This window comes from Vibrio sp. GJ43-1, from assembly GCF_055808835.1.
Map to the genome: position 1 here is coordinate 2,176,210 of NZ_CM147884.1, position 18,404 is coordinate 2,194,613.

Annotated in this window: 13 protein-coding genes and 2 pseudogenes; 2 read left to right on the top strand and 13 right to left on the bottom strand. The window is 46.1% G+C overall.

The features are described 5' to 3' along the window. Nucleotides 1–25: 25 nt before the first annotated feature. From betI to AC0L66_RS10440, 13 genes and pseudogenes are all read right to left on the bottom strand, one after another. Nucleotides 26–628 carry a transcriptional regulator BetI gene (gene betI / locus AC0L66_RS10380; RefSeq protein ID WP_265675638.1) on the bottom strand — a complete coding sequence of 201 codons (603 nt, stop codon included), beginning with the start codon at nucleotides 626–628 and terminating at the stop codon, nucleotides 26–28. A gap of 402 nt (nucleotides 629–1,030) precedes the next feature. Beyond that, entirely contained in the window at nucleotides 1,031–1,663 is a 633-nt protein-coding gene (locus tag AC0L66_RS10385) for an outer membrane beta-barrel protein (protein ID WP_473567190.1), read from the bottom strand. A gap of 31 nt (nucleotides 1,664–1,694) precedes the next feature. Next, a complete protein-coding gene (locus tag AC0L66_RS10390) occupies nucleotides 1,695–5,651 on the bottom strand; it encodes a tandem-95 repeat protein (protein ID WP_473567192.1) in 3,957 nt (1,318 codons plus the stop codon). A gap of 15 nt (nucleotides 5,652–5,666) precedes the next feature. Further along, a pseudogene (locus tag AC0L66_RS10395) lies at nucleotides 5,667–5,762 on the bottom strand (Ig-like domain-containing protein); the annotation flags it as partial. Continuing rightward, nucleotides 5,719–6,336, bottom strand: coding sequence for a tandem-95 repeat protein (locus tag AC0L66_RS10400; RefSeq protein ID WP_473567194.1), 618 nt, complete (start codon nucleotides 6,334–6,336; stop codon nucleotides 5,719–5,721). The pseudogene AC0L66_RS10395 and the gene AC0L66_RS10400, both read right to left, overlap by 44 nt. Then, nucleotides 6,266–7,516 (bottom strand): tandem-95 repeat protein, encoded by a 1,251-nt coding sequence (locus tag AC0L66_RS10405; protein ID WP_473567196.1) that lies wholly within the window; start codon nucleotides 7,514–7,516, stop codon nucleotides 6,266–6,268. The genes AC0L66_RS10400 and AC0L66_RS10405 overlap by 71 nt, the downstream gene beginning before the upstream one ends. A gap of 10 nt (nucleotides 7,517–7,526) precedes the next feature. Further along, a complete protein-coding gene (locus AC0L66_RS10410; RefSeq protein ID WP_473567198.1) occupies nucleotides 7,527–11,444 on the bottom strand; it encodes a beta strand repeat-containing protein in 3,918 nt (1,305 codons plus the stop codon). 118 nt (nucleotides 11,445–11,562) lie between these two features. Then, complete coding sequence (locus AC0L66_RS10415) at nucleotides 11,563–12,180, bottom strand: phage tail protein (RefSeq protein ID WP_473567200.1); 618 nt, start codon at nucleotides 12,178–12,180, stop codon at nucleotides 11,563–11,565. Between the two features lie 80 nt (nucleotides 12,181–12,260). Next, the gene (locus AC0L66_RS10420; RefSeq protein WP_473567202.1) at nucleotides 12,261–12,734 is read right to left on the bottom strand and encodes a hypothetical protein; all 474 of its coding nucleotides are present in this window, start codon (nucleotides 12,732–12,734) and stop codon (nucleotides 12,261–12,263) included. A 13-nt stretch (nucleotides 12,735–12,747) separates the two neighbouring features. Beyond that, a complete protein-coding gene (locus AC0L66_RS10425; RefSeq protein WP_473567203.1) occupies nucleotides 12,748–13,212 on the bottom strand; it encodes a formyltransferase family protein in 465 nt (154 codons plus the stop codon). Between the two features lie 88 nt (nucleotides 13,213–13,300). Then, nucleotides 13,301–14,491, bottom strand: a complete 1,191-nt coding sequence (locus tag AC0L66_RS10430) for an SAM-dependent methyltransferase (RefSeq protein ID WP_473567205.1) — start codon at nucleotides 14,489–14,491, stop codon at nucleotides 13,301–13,303. 185 nt (nucleotides 14,492–14,676) lie between these two features. Then, entirely contained in the window at nucleotides 14,677–15,141 is a 465-nt protein-coding gene (locus AC0L66_RS10435; protein WP_473567206.1) for an aspartyl/asparaginyl beta-hydroxylase domain-containing protein, read from the bottom strand. 589 nt (nucleotides 15,142–15,730) lie between these two features. Next, on the bottom strand, nucleotides 15,731–17,299 hold the full coding sequence (locus tag AC0L66_RS10440) for an RluA family pseudouridine synthase (protein ID WP_473567208.1): 1,569 nt from the start codon (nucleotides 17,297–17,299) through the stop codon (nucleotides 15,731–15,733). Nucleotides 17,300–17,511: 212 nt separating this feature from the next. On the opposite strand from AC0L66_RS10440, the pseudogene AC0L66_RS10445 reads away from it, so the two are divergent. Together AC0L66_RS10445 and AC0L66_RS10450 are read left to right on the top strand one after the other, a co-directional pair. Next, nucleotides 17,512–17,844: pseudogene (locus AC0L66_RS10445) on the top strand (SDR family NAD(P)-dependent oxidoreductase); the annotation flags it as partial. Further along, complete coding sequence (locus AC0L66_RS10450; RefSeq protein WP_473569228.1) at nucleotides 17,814–18,257, top strand: SDR family NAD(P)-dependent oxidoreductase; 444 nt, start codon at nucleotides 17,814–17,816, stop codon at nucleotides 18,255–18,257. The pseudogene AC0L66_RS10445 and the gene AC0L66_RS10450, both read left to right, overlap by 31 nt. Nucleotides 18,258–18,404 lie beyond the last annotated feature (147 nt).

The following is an 18,404-nucleotide window of genomic DNA, read 5'->3' on the forward strand; positions in this document are numbered from 1 at the left end:
ATCTAATGTGACGTAAACCGTCCAATTACACTTGATGCAGTGGCGTTGGGGGTAGCTGCTTTTCGAGATAATCTGAAATAATCAGCTGTGCGTTTTGGGCACAAATACCTTGTGGATTAAGTGCGCCGCGTAGCCAAATACCGTCGATCAATGCCGCAATACCTTGCGCGACAAACTTTGCCTGTTGATCAGGCAACGCATGCTTTAACTCTCGACGCAGGTGTGACAATAAGCGACGTTCATTGACACGTTGAAGTCGATAAAGATCCTTGTCATGCATTGACTGCGCCCAAAAAGCGAGCCAGGTTTTTGTCACCTTACTTTCGACTTGGTAGCCATCGAAGTTAGCCGCCACAATGGCTTTCACTCTGGCACTCACATCTTGGCCATCAACCGCGCTTAAATGTTTGATTGACGTAGCAGAGAGCTGACGCAATACCGAGCGCATGGTTTCTTCTAATAAACCATGTTTACCACCAAAATAATGATTGATAATACCGGCTGACACGCCTGCTTTTCGGCTGATTAATGCGACACTCGCACCGGACAACCCTACCTCATCAATCACGGCCATTGTTGCCTCTACAAGTTGTGGGCGACGGATCTCTGGCATTCCTATTTTTGGCATAAATGTTACCTGAATGTTTTTTAATTGAACGTTCAATTAAAAATAAAATTACATTTAACACATAAGAAGTCAAAGGAACATTGAAGCAACCAATCGATCGCACATCAACAAACAGCCGCTAATGACTTATAACATCATGAAAATAATTACATTTATTTTATTTTATCGTTTTTGTAAAAATTTAACTCATTCGCAACGCTAGCACGCGATTTTCGTGTCAAGTAAAAACGCTGCATTCATAATTAATGTGAACATTTAGCCTATGGCGGGGAGTCAATGCATATTATTTAGTCCATAAAAAAGAGCAGACCAATCGCGATCTACTCCCTCTTTTTATGCCGTCGATAATTATCGCACCATGGCTAGTGCTCGTCAGGGGCGCTTATACGATAAGAGGCATTATTACTGAGCAAAGCTATACTCCATAACTGCGCCATAAACAGTCACGTCATTAAGGCGAATAAAATATCGAGTCGCCTGAACACCGACCGAAAACTGGCTCGTTACCTTGCCGTTAAATGAAACGCCTAGATAAGGGTCAATGCCTGTCTCACTCGATGTGATGGTCTTATTCTGATACTCACTGGTAAAATCGGTTTTCCACGCATAAGCACCAGCAGCAGCATTGACACTCACCCATTCATTAGACCAAAACGCATAATCCACACCGAGGCTTACTCCATTCCCCAGTGCAGGTGTCGCTTGAGACACTTTCGAATGATACTCTTCAGGCGTTGTATTCGCATCCGCGCTTAATGTCGCACTGGATTGCCCCAAATTAACGTAACTCATTTGCAACGCCCAGTCAGAATCAAATCGATACCCAACCCCAAATGACCAAGCAACATCCGTATCCTCTAGGCTTACCACTTGAATATCTTCCGATAATCGGTCTTCAGCTCTGCTTTGTCCTAATTCACCTTTTACATACCAATCCGCTACCGCATGCGGTGAACACACGATGTAAAACGAGAGCACTAACAACCCTGCTTGCTTCCTTCGTAGCAGAGCCACAAACGAAACAAGACCCAGCAATAATCCCCCAAATGAACCACCACTAGCGGAGTTATAAGCGTTTCCGGTTGCTTCGCAGATTTACGCTCACGGCAACTTTCGCATACGCGGTACCGCCGTTACCATCACTCACGCTATATTCAATTTCATCCTCACCATAAAAGGTTGTAGGCGCTTGGTACGATATTGCATCATTTATAATCGACACCTCGCCGAAATTAGCGCTCACCCCAGTGAGTGTTAAGTTGTCTTGATCAACATCGCTGTCATTTCCAAGAACATCCACTCGTACAGTACCGCCCATGACAACACTCGCAGCATCATTGCTAGCGACAGGTAAATGATTTTGTGACAGTGTCGCAACGCCTCCCGGATCAACAATAGTTCCGTTGGCGGTGGCGTCATCATCATTTGGTCCGCCGTCTTGAATAGTAAGCTGAACACACCAATGACCTTCCGTTAATCCTACCTGCCAAGCATCATCTCCAGGTGGCGGACAATAACCTTCATAGCCATGTGTAGAAGCGACAACATTGTTGTCATCAAGATAAAAATCCTTCCAGCCATCCACGTCATTGTATTTCCGATAAACGGCATCACTAGGCACAGGTAAGCGCTGAGGGATCACTATTTGATAGCTCTGACCCGCTTCTGGTAATCCATAAGCGATGTAATCAAACACACCGCCAACGTTATTCGCACTACTATCTTCCGGTAGCTCCGAGCCCATCAGCAATGCGCCTCCTGATTGACTTTCTGCAATGGTTGATCCTTTGCGCAAGCACACTCCGGAATCGCCTTCCACTAAGTAGTTTTCAGACTCTAAAGCGTATTGTTGGATAACGTTACACTCACCGATGGCATCTTGAAAATCTGGAATACCGTCATTGTCTAAATCTGAATATCCTTCCTGCACGTCGGGAATTAAATCACCATCACTATCCTCCATACCTAGTGATGTCAGCACTTCAACCACTTCAACATAAGCAGGAACCTTTACACTACCATTGGCACTATCCGTCACTTGTAAGCTAATTTGGTATACCCCTACCGCCATTTCGCTCGGGTCAAATTCGAACTGGCTGTCTAGCACGCTAACATTCGCAATCTCTGCTCTATCATTAATCCAGTGATAGCTATGAGTGTCTTCCGAATTGGGATCTGAGACTGTCGCGGCAATAATAATATTGCCACCAGACTTAGACTGTACTGAACGAATTTGATTATCTTGTTTGATAGATAACGTCACTTCTGGTGGGACATTCGACTCATACACGGTCAATGTATAGGTCGACTTACTGCCCAAGTTAAATGAATCATCCAACATTACTGTCACCGTCTCATCACCTTCCGTTTGTCCATCATCAAAGATATTGAACGTTACCTCGCCTTCGGTCCCTTCATAAATGATAAATTCACTCGCCACCAGATCATGGTCTTCTTGATTTGCCGAGCCTCCAACCGTAAACGGAACGGTGACGGGATAATGTGCGGCGATTCCGTTCAAGTATATTTTGATCGTTTGACGGCTACCTTCAGCGACCCCATCATCTTTTCCTATCGATACCAATGGATGAACAGTGACGATCTGATGATCCTGCGCTTGTTCGCCATATGCATCGGTGGCTTTCCAGAACACTTTATGCACGCCTGGCTCAAAAAACGTATCGCTATTAACAAGTGTAACGGCAAGTTGCTCACCGCTCGCATTCTCGGCCATCGCCACCCCTAAGTCGACCTTAGTAAAGAGGCCAGTCGCATTAACCTCCACATCATTCGGCGCCGTGATTTCAGGCCCTCCGTTGGCGATGATTTCAAGCTGAACCTGACCAATAACTTGCGCCCCATTCCCATCGGTCACACCATATTTGATCGCCACCAATCCATTATGATCGAGCTCTAATACAATTTGATTATTATTGATGCTGACTAACCCTTCATCCGATATTACCCAAGCGATAGACAAGCTATCCGCATCTGGATCTACATCGTTATCAAGAACACTGAACTGATAAATACCTTCAGAGGTTTGCCCCATACTCAGCACTTCATTTTCAACGATAGGCTCGTCATTTACCGTATTGACGGTCACTTCAACGATATGGTCATACTGATAACCACTATCGTCAGTCAATGTGATCGTAAAGCTATCGTTGCCGTTGTAATTATTGGTCGGTGTATAGACAATACTTGTCCCGTTAATAGATATCGAACCATATTCCGGCGCTCGCTTCTCACTAGCACTCACAACATCGCCATCAATATCGTCAAAGGTATAAGTTAACGTTCCATCGATATCTTCATTTGTCACCAGCGTAGAACTAATGGTAATCGTCGGCTCATCATTGATGCTATCGACCGTCACATTCACCGTTTTATCAGTGGTGAATCCATTACCATCGGTCAGGGTGATGGTGAAACTGTCACTGCCGTTAAAGTTAGCCTCTGGCGTATAGACAATGTCTTCACCTGTGATGGCTATCGCGCCGTGACTTGGCGCGGTTTTCTCGCTCGCCGTCACCGTGTCGCCATCCACATCGCTAAAGCTAAAGCTTAAGGTTTGGTTATTGTCTTCGTCAGTGGTGAGCGTAGAGCTAATGGTGATGGTTGGCTCATCATTGACGCTATCAACGGTAACATTAACGGTTTTGTCGGTGGTGAACCCATTACCATCGGTCAGCGTGATGGTGAAACTGTCACTGCCGTTAAAGTTAGCCTCTGGCGTATAGACAATGTCTTCACCTGTGATGGCTATCGCGCCATGACTCGGCGCGGTTTTCTCACTCGCCGTCACCGTGTCGCCATCCACATCACTGAAGCTAAAGCTCAAGGTTTGGTTGTTATCTTCGTCGGTGGTGAGCGTAGAGCTAATGGTGATCGTCGGCTCATCATTGACGCTATCGACGGTGACATTCACCGTTTTATCCGTGGTGAATCCATTACCATCGGTCAGGGTGATGGTGAAACTGTCACTGCCGTTAAAGTTAGCCTCTGGCGTATAGACAATGTCTTCACCTGTGATGGCTATCGCGCCATGACTCGGCGCGGTTTTCTCACTCGCCGTCACCGTGTCGCCATCCACATCACTGAAGCTAAAGCTCAAGGTTTGGTTGTTGTCTTCGTCAGTGGTGAGCGTTGAGCTAATGGTGATCGTCGGCTCATCATTGATGCTATCAACGGTAACGTTAACGGTTTTGTCGGTGGTGAACCCATTACCATCGGTCAGCGTAATAGTGAAACTGTCACTGCCGTTGAAGTTAGCCTCTGGCGTATAAACAATGTCTTCACCTGTGATGGCTATCGCCCCGTGGCTTGGCGCGGTTTTCTCTCTCGCCGTCACCGTGTCGCCATCTACATCACTGAAGCTAAAGCTCAAGGTTTGGTTGTTGTCTTCGTCGGTGGTGAGCGTTGAGCTAATGGTGATCGTCGGCTCATCATTGATGCTATCGACCGTCACATTCACCGTTTTATCCGTGGTGAATCCATTACCATCGGTCAGGGTGATGGTGAAACTGTCACTGCCGTTAAAGTTAGCCTCTGGCGTATAGACAATGTCCTCGCCTGTGATCGCTATCGCCCCGTGACTTGGCGCGGTTTTCTCGCTCGCTGTCACCGTGTCGCCATCCACATCGCTAAAGCTAAAGCTCAAGGTTTGGTTGTTGTCTTCGTCGGTGGTGAGCGTGGAGCTAATGGTGATCGTCGGCTCATCATTGACGCTATCGACCGTCACATTCACCGTTTTATCCGTGGTGAATCCATTACCATCGGTCAGCGTAATAGTGAAACTGTCACTGCCGTTGAAGTTAGCCTCTGGCGTATAAACAATGTCTTCACCTGTGATGGCTATCGCCCCGTGGCTTGGCGCGGTTTTCTCTCTCGCCGTCACCGTGTCGCCATCTACATCACTGAAGCTAAAGCTCAAGGTTTGGTTGTTGTCTTCGTCGGTAGTGAGCGTGGAGCTAATGGTGATCGTCGGCTCATCATTGATGCTATCGACCGTCACATTCACCGTTTTATCCGTGGTGAATCCATTACCATCGGTCAGGGTGATGGTGAAACTGTCACTGCCGTTAAAGTTAGCCTCTGGCGTATAGACAATGTCCTCGCCTGTGATCGCTATCGCGCCGTGACTTGGGCTCGGTTTTCTCGCTCGCTGTCACCGTGTCGCCATCCACATCGCTAAAGCTAAAGCTCAAGGTTTGGTTGTTGTCTTCGTCGGTGGTGAGCGTTGAGCTAATGGTGATCGTCGGCTCATCATTGATGCTATCGACCGTCACATTCACCGTTTTATCCGTGGTGAATCCATTACCATCGGTCAGGGTGATGGTGAAACTGTCACTGCCGTTAAAGTTAGCCTCTGGCGTATAGACAATGTCTTCACCTGTGATGGCTATCGCGCCGTGACTTGGCGCGGTTTTCTCACTCGCGGTCACCGTGTCGCCATCCACATCGCTAAAGCTAAAGCTTAAGGTTTGGTTATTGTCTTCGTCAGTGGTGAGCGTGGAACTAATGGTAATGGTTGGCTCATCATTGACGCTATCGACCGTCACATTCACCGTTTTATCCGTGGTGAATCCATTACCATCGGTCAGCGTAATCGTGAAACTGTCACTGCCGTTGAAGTTAGCCTCTGGCGTGTAGACAATGTCCTCGCCAGTGATCGCTATCGCGCCGTGACTTGGTGGTTTTCTCACTCGCCGTCACCGTGTCGCCATCCACATCGCTGAAGCTAAAGCTCAAGGTTTGGTTGTTGTCTTCGTCAGTGGTGAGCGTGGAACTAATGGTAATGGTTGGCTCATCATTGACGCTATCGACCGTCACATTCACCGTTTTATCAGTGGTGAATCCATTACCATCGGTCAGGGTGATGGTGAAACTGTCACTGCCGTTAAAGTTAGCCTCTGGCGTATAGACAATGTCTTCACCTGTGATGGCTATCGCGCCGTGACTTGGCGCGGTTTTCTCACTCGCGGTCACCGTGTCGCCATCCACATCGCTAAAGCTAAAGCTCAAGGTTTGGTTGTTGTCTTCGTCGGTGGTGAGCGTGGAACTAATGGTGATGGTTGGCTCATCATTGACGCTATCAACGGTGACATTCACCGTTTTATCAGTGGTGAAACCATTACCATCAGTGAGCGTAATAGTGAAGCTGTCACTGCCATTGAAGTTAGCCTCTGGCGTATAGACAATGTCCTCGCCTGTGATGGCTATCGCGCCGTGACTTGGCGCGGTTTTCTCACTCGCGGTCACCGTGTCGCCATCCACATCGCTAAAGCTAAAGCTCAAGGTTTGATTGTTGTCTTCGTCAGTGGTGAGCGTGGAGCTAATAGTAATAGTTGGATCATCATTCACGCCAACCACTGTCACTGTTGCAGATAAATTCAGCTGCGTATTGCTATCGTCTCCTCCATTCTGTTTTTGCCCGTTATCCGTTAATCCGTATACCGCAACCGTTCGAGAGCCCGATGTAATGTCCTCTGCCTCGTATTTATATTGCACAGAATCAAGAAGGGTTTGATAGGCGGCCTCAGAGTCTTCTTTTTGAACGGTTACAAGCAGTAACTCTCCCACTTGCAGCACTAGATATTGGAAGCTATTGCTTTGAGTAATGCCTACCGTACCATCTACCAGTGCGATATCCTCACCATCAACAATTAGGTATTCACGGCTTCCGTTCACTACATTCGCAACACTCAATGCCAACGCTTTAACTGATTGCCCTGTTTCTACAGTGCTCAACGTAGAAGATGCGTACAGTGAAACCGATGTGCTATTTTCTGTGAACGTTGGATTTTGTGGTGTTAACACTAATGTTGGCTCGTCATTAACCGCTTTCACTGCTGCTGTTGAAGCCAACGTCAAGGTGTCGTTCACATTATCATTATCACTCGGTTAGAGAGCCGCTATCCGTAATCTGAGTAAGTGTAATAACGCGGTCACCTTCCGTTGGATCATCCGACGTATTGATGTATGCCAAATTATCAAGTAATAACTGCGCTTGCGTCACGGTTCCATTAACGTTCGATAGAATAACGGTTGCTACACTTCCCGATAATGACACGGTATAATTGACGCTGTTGTACGCCGTTGTCCCTGTTTGTCCATCACTTAATAACACCTCCGTAGCATCGACAACCATCGCTTCACTACCAATATCAACGACCCCTGACACTGTAAACGTTGCTCCGGTCAGTGACTGATCACTCTCGATCGTATCAATGACTGACGAAGAATAGAGTAAACTCGCAGATGCCCCTTCGTTATAGGTAGGATTTTGCGCGTTAGCGGTAATTGTCGGCTCATCATCAACGGCGGTTATCGTTACCGCTGAAGCAATAGCTAAGTTAGACTTAGTGTTCTCACTCCCTGATTCCGAAATATTAGTGAGGGATACAGTACGATTACTACTTGTATTCGGATCATGACTGTCATTTTGATAAGTAATTGAATCGACGAGCGATTGAGATTCAGCTTCGGTCAGTGACCCACCAGTTAACGTTAACGTCGCAATTTGCGACTCAACCGATACCGTATAGCTTAAGCCACTTGATGTCGTGCCAGACTGTCCCGAATCAAGAATGATACTGACCCCATCGACCGACAATTTTTCTGCGCCACTATCGGACACATTGCTGACGGTCATCGTCAATCCATTAATGTTTTGATTCGCCTCAACGGTGCTGACACTACTGCCACTAAATACTTGCGCGGCACTGCCTCCCTCTATAAATTCGGGATTAAGACCAAGCGCAGTAAGTGTGGGAGCATCGTTGATTTCAGTGATCGACGCAACAACGAGATTCGATCCCGAAGTGGTTTCTAACCCATCATTAAATACAAATTTCAGAGAAACAGAACTGGCAGGTTCGTTCGCGTTGTTCTCATAAGTAATACTTTGCAGCACGCCATCAACAATGGCCGAGCTAGCACTGCTATTAAAGGTCAACGTTAGCGAGCCATTACTATTGACCGTCACCGTACCCACAACGACACCATTGTAGGTGAGATTTCCTCCCTCGGTTAATGCCCCCACTAGACCCGAATGACCAAACACATCGTTACTGCTAGCACCACTACTGCGTGAAATAGTAAGAGAAGCGCCATCATAATTGCCGCTTCCCGAGTTAAGTGCATCTAATTCCGCGTCCGAGATAGTTACGTCATTGTCAATCACTACCGCCGAACCATTTTCGGTATACGCAGGTGTCGAATCGAGCCCTGCAAATACAGGTACCGAGTTTTGATTAATCGTGACCGTGGCACTACTACCACTGCCTATGTTTGCAACGCCTGACGATACTGAATCAAGGCTTGCAATAATCGTTTCTCCATTATCATCCACCGCATCGTCATACACAGCGGTAACGCTGAAGGTGGCCGATGAATTACCTTGATCAACCGTAATTTGGTTAGAGCCATTCAAGCCAGTAACGGTATAATCGTCCACCAGCGTCGCGACACCGGTAAACTGAATATCAATGATCAACGCTTCAGTGGCAGTAAATGGATTACCTTTGCCATCCAGCAATGCAACCGTATAGGTCGTTACGCCCGCGTTTTCAATAATATTACTTTGAGCAACGCTAATGGAAAGCTCTGGAAGCGTCACAAAATTGTAGACGGCATAATCCGAGATCCCAGCAAAAGCATTACCGACACCATCAATAATAGCCTCTGAATCCACCACCAGCGCATACTCAGTACCAACCAAAAAATCACTGCTAGGGTTGATGGTCAACGTGTCACCGGAGCGTGTTAGCGTCCCCCCTAATGATCCTGTCGCAGAAGCGGTATCATCAACGGTGTAGGTTTCGAAAATCGCGGAATTGGTCACGTCATAAAGTTGGATGGTTTTAGTCGCAACAAGCGCCACCGCTTCACTAAAGTCTAGCTCGAGATTATTGGCAACCGCGATCCCGTTTGCATTATCTAACGGAGTAGAGCCCGAAGCATTAAAAGTTGGGGCTGTCTTATCTAGCCATAAGGATAAAGAACTGTCCGTCGATTGATTGCCTAGCGCGTCACTTGCGGTAATGGTCACCGTGATACCGCTGCCTTCTTGCATATTACTTTGAAGGTTTAGCGCTGGCGTGGTGACCGAGTACGTATTATTGCCAAGGTTACTAAGCGCGACATCAGTAGCAAAGTCACTATCAAGGACTGATAAATTAGCGGTGACCGTTAAGCCTGCTTCGCCCAACCCAGCACTAATAGTGACAGCGTCACCTGCTTTGTATTTCCCGTTGCTGCTATCAGATACAGGACTGAAACTCGGCGCAGAATTATCCAGACTGTAACTTTCATTAACGCCTGTTGGAGTGCGCACGGAGATAGCGTTTCCACCAGCATCAATAACATCATTACTGTCAGAAAGTGCTAGCGCAACGGTTCCATCCACAGTGGATAAATTGCCACCCGACACGGTCACATCCACACTGGCACCAGAGCTTACTGACACGTTATTAATGGTTGCAGTGGTACCGGAAACAACGAAGTCACTGGTATCAATGTTACTCACCGCTTCAGAAAAACTGATGGTCCACAGTAAGCTATCGACGTTCGTGGACTCAGTGTTTGGCGTTTTACGGGCAATAGAGGTTACCGTAGGAACTGTAGCATCGGTTGTATGAGTCGCTCCTGCGCTATAAGCCGCAGGAGTATTGCTGCTCTCATCAGCTATGTTGGTATTGCCGTTTAAATCAAGTCGGACGTCTCCTGCAACATTATTCACTGCCACCGTCACTTTCACCGTATTACCGGAACTTGCAGACACAGAAGAGACCGACAGCCCTGCACTGACTGCACCGCCTAGTTTCGCTGTGAAATCATCTGTCGAAATATTCTCCACGGAGTCGGAAAAATTGACGATAAAGTCTATGCTCGTCGCGTTTGATGCAGGCGACCCTGAAACCGTAATGGAGGAAACATTAGGAGCAGTATCGAGTGTTGCCAGATCAAGTGTAGTCGGTGATGTTTGTAGGTTATTCGCATTATCTTGGGCAACAACGTACACATCGTACTTGTCACCATCATTTAAGCCATTAATCGTCGCCAAGCCGACGGTACTCGTTGTGATCATTGAGCCAGACGTGAGTGCGCTGTTTCCCGATGCATCCTGCCCCGCTTTTACTTGACTGCTTGTAGGCGCAGTGGAAGCATCAGCGACGACAACGTAGTACGCGGTACCATCTTCATCAAGATCGATGGATAGCGAAGCACCTGAATTTGAGACTGAACTTAAGCTGGGAGTCACATTTTCGAATAAAGGAGGCGTAATGTCTGCCGCCACAGCGATGCTAAATTCTATATTGTTGATACCAACACGATGGTTATCAATAGTATCGACACTCATAATAATAGAACTTACCGATGTCCAATCGTCCACGATTAAAATCGCAAGACCGTCATTTAAGTCCTCATGATTACTACTAATACTGACCGCACTTCCGTTATCAGGAGTAAAAATATAACTCCCATTGCTATCTGCTGCCGCGAATTGACCTATCTGAAACTGGCTAATACTCAATGGTGAGTCAAACGCTATTGTCCACGTATCACTTACTTGTAATGAAACCATTGGGTGTAAAAAACCCATGTTAACATTGATGTCGTTTCCATTTGACTGCGTCGCTGTAAATGTCACACCATCAACCGTCTTAGTGAGGGTTGGTGTCCCCTGGCCACTGCTCTCGTCAAATGTAAACGTGCTAGATAACGCACTGCTTGAGCAAGTCATACCCAATAAAAACAGCACTAAAAGTAGTGCTACCCTACGCGGGTATTCTGCTTGCTTTCGAATCATCCTTAACTCCATTGTCTTCCTGTCCATACTCCAATAGATACATCTTTTCATTCGAGTGCTTCAACGTTCACTTTGACCTCTTGCCATCAGAACGTTTCAACACTCTCTACATTCAACATCAATTCCGAGTAGGAAATACACCATTTATGGCCATAAGCCAATTCACTGCCAATTGAGGGTTTAGAACATTAATTCTGGCTGTGGCTGCCCCTGTATGCGCAACGTCAACTGTCCCACCATTGCTACCTCCACCAGATACTTCAAGCCCCTTAATTTCAGTTAATGTCGGGTCACCAAAGCTTGGCGTATAATACATAGAGGCTCCACTATTCGCGCCAAGGTAGCTATCACTTGTGGGTTCATTGGTGCCACTTCCGCTCGCAACAACACTAAAACTCGCGGTTACTGGTACACTGCCACTTGGACTAAATGTTGCGTCGTGGGTATGCCGAGGTAAATCACGCTCCGCTAACGTTATTTCTTCTCTTCCTTGAGCAGTACCCAGTAAGTAGCGATACCCTCCTGGGCGGACACCAAAACCAACTGGGCTACGACCTTGCAAATCTGGCAGCCCCATATTGACTCGACCATCTCCGCCGTAGTACGTTCCGAGTACGGCATAAAGTGCTTGGTTTTGATTTATATCCAGTAATGCGCCTCTACACATCGCCCAACCACGAATGGTAAAGTCGCCGCCAAAAGGCATCATTGTTCCTAAAAATGGTTCCGTTGCCATCGTTATATCCTTATCACTGTGTTTGAATCACTCATCGCGAATTCAATCCGCAAGACCATTACATTTTTCTGCTCATCTCATTATCGGCAAGCCGAAGCACCCAGCTCACTACCCGCATTAATCTGCCAAAGCTGCGCAAAGCGATATCCACTCATTACTCCCTGAGGCGTAGACACAATATCTATCCGTACTTGCCCATCAATAGTCTGTACAACCAGCCCTGCCGTTAAACTCACCTCAACCACCGTTCCGGCTTTAATCCCAACAAAAACACCGTCAACTGCGGTTGCCTGCAGTAATTGAAATTGCCCATAAGCAGACTCAGTCAACGCTCCCCCATAAAGAGGGTTGCCCGCCCGTGCCATATCTACCACCACCTTGCTGCTATGCTGGAGCCAATCAATAACCAAGTCGTCACTCTCTACCCGTTTAGCCTGCCATGAACTCGATACCTCTTGTTGGGTTTGAGCACACCACTCAATCCTCCCCTCTCGCCAAGCATCAATAAAATCACACAGTAAATAAGGGGCAGATTGCGCGACTTTTTGGCTCACGCTAAGTAGGGTGTCAAAGGGATGAATATTGACAATTAATTGCGCACCAATATCGCCAGGTATCGTAGTCGTGATCTATTCGATGTAGGGTAAGAAAGAGTTCTTGTTCACCATTTCGTATTTGCCAATAGATCGGTGATGGGCCTCTGTAGCTGGGTAAGTTGCCTGGGTGTAAGTTGAAAAACTTGTCGCCAAGATAGTGAATAGCAGTATCAGTAAATTTATGCCTGAAAAAGAAAGCCAGCCCAGCGTTGGCGCGCACACCGTCGAGCTGCGCAACCAAGTCGGCTTCATTACCGTTTTGATATTGAATTACTTGTATACCACTCTGAGCAAGCACTTGAGTGAGTTGCGATAAATCTGGGTTGTTCTCACCGTCAGGCAACACCACACAAGCGAGTTGCTGTCTTTGTTGCAAAGCTGAAATCATCGGTATCGCCATGCTACTGCCAGTAAATATTGCAAATTTGGGTTCCATAACCACGCCTCCTAATCCGCTTGTAATGCAACAAAACCGGGCAAACCAGTCAGTTGATAATAAAACTGAACGTCATCGCCACTAAACGTCAAAAAATGTTCAGGTTGCGGTGTTCTAGGGGGGTATCTACGTAGAACGTCATATCGGGTTTGGGGTGAGTAATTCCTGAATCATACTCGCGAATGAATTCGTTTGAATAAACATTCAACGTGGCATAAATAGCCAAAATCCTGTCTTTCATATCTTCAATACCCGTTGGCAACGAGATACGATTTGCTTTAACCATTTTGACTTGCGAAGGAAGTGTCACCTCTTCTAACGCCAACAAATTCGATTTGTTAATTCGGAAAATTTCACCCAGCTCGACACGATCTCGAACCGCTTCATTATCAAGATTTGTCGAATGAGAAAATGCGGAACCCTGCCACTGCTGGTTAAATTCATTCTCTCCATGCACCATCATGGCTTGCACGGATATTTGCTGAGGGATCAACACACCATCAACACTCAGAAATTGAATTAAGTGCTTGGCTATGCTCAACTGCCCCTCTTTGGTAAAGCCATGCTGCATCGCTTCCAAAATTAAAAGGTCAAACGTTTGTTCAGGCTTATAAACTGTGGCATCAGCTTCAACAATAGTTTCAATAAAACCTTGAATAGAAAGATCAGAAACCAGTTGGGTCACCGCTTGAATGGCACCGGGCTGGACGTCGACAAGAGTGATTTGGATCTGCTGTTCGGTGGCTAGGTTATGGCTTCGATAATACTGAATTAATGGTAAGAGCAACGGAGCAAACGGGCCACACGCCGGATAAAGAATACGGATAACAGTATCGTTTTTTAGTCGAGCCGTAATCGCCTTATCTATTCCTCTGATAAAACGATGCAGGCGATAAATATCTTTGATTGTTGTGCGACCGTTTAAAGGCGACATTACATACCCTGTAGGACTCAGGTATTCATGGGTTAGGTTCTGCTGCGAGATGTCCGCCTTAGCCATGGATTGCAACGCGTGTTCATACAGTTCTTGGAAAATTTTCGTGAGAACTTCGTGCTTCGCTGTCTCTTGCTGTAGCAATGCAGCAACAACTAAGTTCATGCTTTCGCATAGGTTGGCTCGTCGCTGACAATCCGTCAATTTTTCAGTCGTCAACGCTTTTAGCTGCTCGCGAATGGAGTGCTGCAATAACGGATCCACTTTGGGCTCAGCAAAGCCCAATAATGATTGGCGTTGATCTGTGAGTGTCAATTTCTGAGATAATATGCCTACTTCCTTCACTTACCCTATCCTTATCTTTCTATTCCACTTCCAATAATGTGATGGCTAAATGCCTTTAAAGAACACTTGGGCTCGTGTGTATTCCTTTAAACATTTGTCAGCCTGATCAGCTGATATAGCGATACCACCAATTGACCCGAAACTCCCCGCTAAAGTATCGACTTGCGGCTGGCTAGACACCACACTCACTGACATAATGTCATCTGGCTCATTTCATGGCTTTCGGCTATCTGTTTTCTCAACCACGGTGAGACTTTACAGTCGATCACGAGATTAATTCTTGGATGCTCACTTTGATTCACGACTTGGTGCTCTTGGTCTGCATTGATATACCAAACCTCTCCTTTCGCCATCGGCACTCTTTGATCACTAACGAAGAAATCCACCCCTTCATCACCTGTAATGGGAATATGCAAACGTACCTCTCCATGCTCTAACGACAGGCTCTTATCACGGTGAGGCAAAACATGAGAACGGGGATGAAGGCGCATTAAGCGAACCGATTGAATAGGCGCGTGAATTCGCGCGAGCAAAGCAGAAATGTTCGGACAGCGTTCCATGACACTACCATTTTCCCACCGACCATCCCCCTCAATGGAAAAGCTCTGTAGAATGGGATGCGCTGACGCATATTTCTGCAATACGCGCATAGGTAACACATCCCAACCACCCAAATAAGCAGCTTGATTGACATGACTGACCCAATCATCATTACTTAATTGGCGACACTCAGCGACTAGCCCTGGTACGTTAAATTTAATTGGGAGTTTTGCAAATATGACGATAACGGCACACCCTCACTATTGACAGTAAAAACAATAATCAAATAGTTTAATTGCGCTCGCATGCATATAAACCATTTGCTTATATTGTTATAGATCAAGTATTGATAACTTCAAGTGATGAATGGCGTTTAAAAAGAACTACTGTGGTTCATTTTTTGATTTTGGTGTCGCGCTACTCGCAGAAATACAGGATTAATAGAAAAGTTAAAATTCATTAAAATCAATGCGTTGTTAAAACTAGCTTTACGAACGCCAAGTATTGGGGACCAGCAGTGCTCGCTTTATCGACATAAATAGCACTGCCTTGGTGTTTCGATTTAATACTAAAAATCGGCGGTGACTTCGAACTCCATCGTATTTCCAGTACTTGGGTGTTGAAATTTCAAATACCCAGCGTGGAGATGCAAACGCGAATCCTTAAACCCATACAAGTCATCGCCAACAATTGGCGTATTTAGACCGAAGCTTGATGAGCACAATGCACCCGTAATTGATGGGTTCGCCCTGTCTTTGGAAATAAGTGAATTTTGGTTCGGTTGTCGATGACATCGATCACCCGATACGTGGTTTCCGCCACTCGACCTTGTTCATGACACACCATTTGTCTTGGCCTATCCGACAAGTCACCCCGAAGTGGTAACGTGATCACCCCCGTATCCTGTTGGATCTTGCCTTCAAGTAATGCGGTATAACGCTTTTCTACTCGGCGTTCAATAAATTGCTTCTGTACATGCTTATTGGCTTCAGCGGAAAGAGTGAGCACCAGCAAGCCAGACGTCGACATATCTAAACGATGAACAATCAAAGGCCCTGTGGCATGTGGGTATCTTGCTTGCATTCGAGCTTGTACCGAATCACTAATATACTTGCCAGAAACGGATAAAAATTCGGCGGGCTTATTGACGACCACCAGCACATCATCTTCATAGACAATCTCTAATGATTTATCGTATGACGGGGTCTGCTCGAGCGGGCTAGGATCTATCACTAGACCTTCCAACATGTGCTGCAACACTTCAAAACACTTACTTTGACAAACCGGGTATACGTTTTTGTGTTGCCGAATCTGCTCATAAGGCGCTGCGCCCCACCAGAACTCACCTAACGCGAGCGGTGTAAGGTTTTGCAAAAAGGCCGCTTGCAGTAATTTAGGCAAATTTTGTTCAGACGAATGTGAAAGAGGCTGTTGAGCATCACTTTGATTCGGTTGTTCAAACAGCTCGTACAGGCTTTTTTTGACCCCTGCTCGATTTAAAAACTGGCAAGATTTCTGCTGTTGAATATTAAACGATCTCTGCAACCTTGCATATTCGGTTTCCATTCTTACTATCTTGCATTGCTCTTGCTCTAATTGTTCATCAAGAGCGGCAATTTGACTCTGCCATTGTTGCTTTAGCGCCTTAAACGCTCTTTTCTCTCGGCTACTTTGCGCACCTAGCTCATGAATAAAGCTCTGCAAACTGGCTTCATCGATAGATTGCCCAAGGTGACTTTCCATGTCCCGCCTTTGCTGCTTCCGCTCTGCTTTCGCCTCGATGTTACGCTGCTGTTGTTCTGCGATCTGCCGCTCGGACTCTAGTCGTTGTTCCTGTAAAGATTGCTTTAGTTGTATGTAATTCTTCGAATTTTTTAGCTTACGAATATCGAGTTTAAGTGACATAAGCTGACGCTCAAAGCGTTGTATTTTTGACATATCGACATTAGCAATCGCATCAACAAAAAACTCTGGGGAAAAATGATTACCGTTCGACTCCGTGACTTCGTCACAAAATGATGACAAGTAACCGATGTCACCCACATCATTTTTCACCACTAACACACCAAACATCATTCCCCGTTGCGTAAAGTCATGTGACCACTCGGTTTGTGTTTCAAGGTAGTCTTGCAGCTCAGTCATTGCAATGTCAGCTAAAGGGTGTGGCGTATAATAATATGGAAAAGTAAAGGCGATCGGCAGCGTGTAGTCACTGATATCCGTTATGAATGGGAGAAGATGTTTGACGTTAGAATTATTGGGCTTCATCTAAATTAGTATCGTCTGCGACTATCGCTCGCCATAGACTAAAAATGCCTATCACTTACGTGTCTCATGGAGTGGAAGTAACGGCGATGATAGCATAAAGCCGGAACCAAAAGCGTCAGCAACTTTATTTCCACACTCATTGCCTCATATAGTCAGATACTGCGTAGAAATCATGTCGTCGGGATTCGACATAGATAAACTAGGAGGCAAAAATGAACATACTCATTGTTGGAGGCTCCGGCGGAATAGGATTGGCTTTAGTAAAGCACTTTCTTTCTGCAAGTCACACAACCATGGTTTACGCGACTTTCTGTCAACACTTACCCAAGTTTGTATCGACCAAACTCATCTGGCATCAAGTCGATGTGACTTCGGAACGGCACATCCAGGCTTTAGCGAAAGCCGTTTCAAACATCGATGTGGTGATCAATGCGGTGGGTTTTTGCACCAACGTGATCCACAGCATCAGCATCAGCATCAGCATCAGCATCAAAAATACCTACCAGAAAAATCCGTGTGCCAATTTGACCCTAGTTTCTTCAATAAGAATATACAACTCAACACCACGTCTACCCTGCTTCTGGCAAAACACTTTGCTCAATCTCTGCGTTCAAAAAAGTCAACTTACTTTATCGCGCTTTCAGCGCGCATTGGCAGTATTGAGGATAATCAACTTGGCGGATGGATCAGCTATCGTTGCTCTAAGGCTGCGTTAAATATGGCGATTAAAACGATTAGCATTGAGTGGCAGTACAAAAACCCGAGCTGTTGTGTGTTCTCTTTTCATCCTGGGACCGCGGATACCGCTCTGTCCATGCCATTCCAAAATAAGGTTCCGAGACACAAACTCTTTGCTCCAAGCTTTGTGGCCAAGAAGTTGGTGGCGTTAATCAATACGGTCACACCAAGTGATACCGGAAAATTCTTTAGCTTTGATGGCAGTGAAATCCCTTGGTAACCACATTCGATGGTTTTATAAACGCATCAAACCCTGTTGGCGTTCTAAATATTTAGCCCGGGTAATTTGGTATAAGCAGTGAGGAGCAAGAAGATGTGTCTTTGCAAGACTAGGATGAAGGAAGGGAGTAAGATCGGAGCAAGGCGC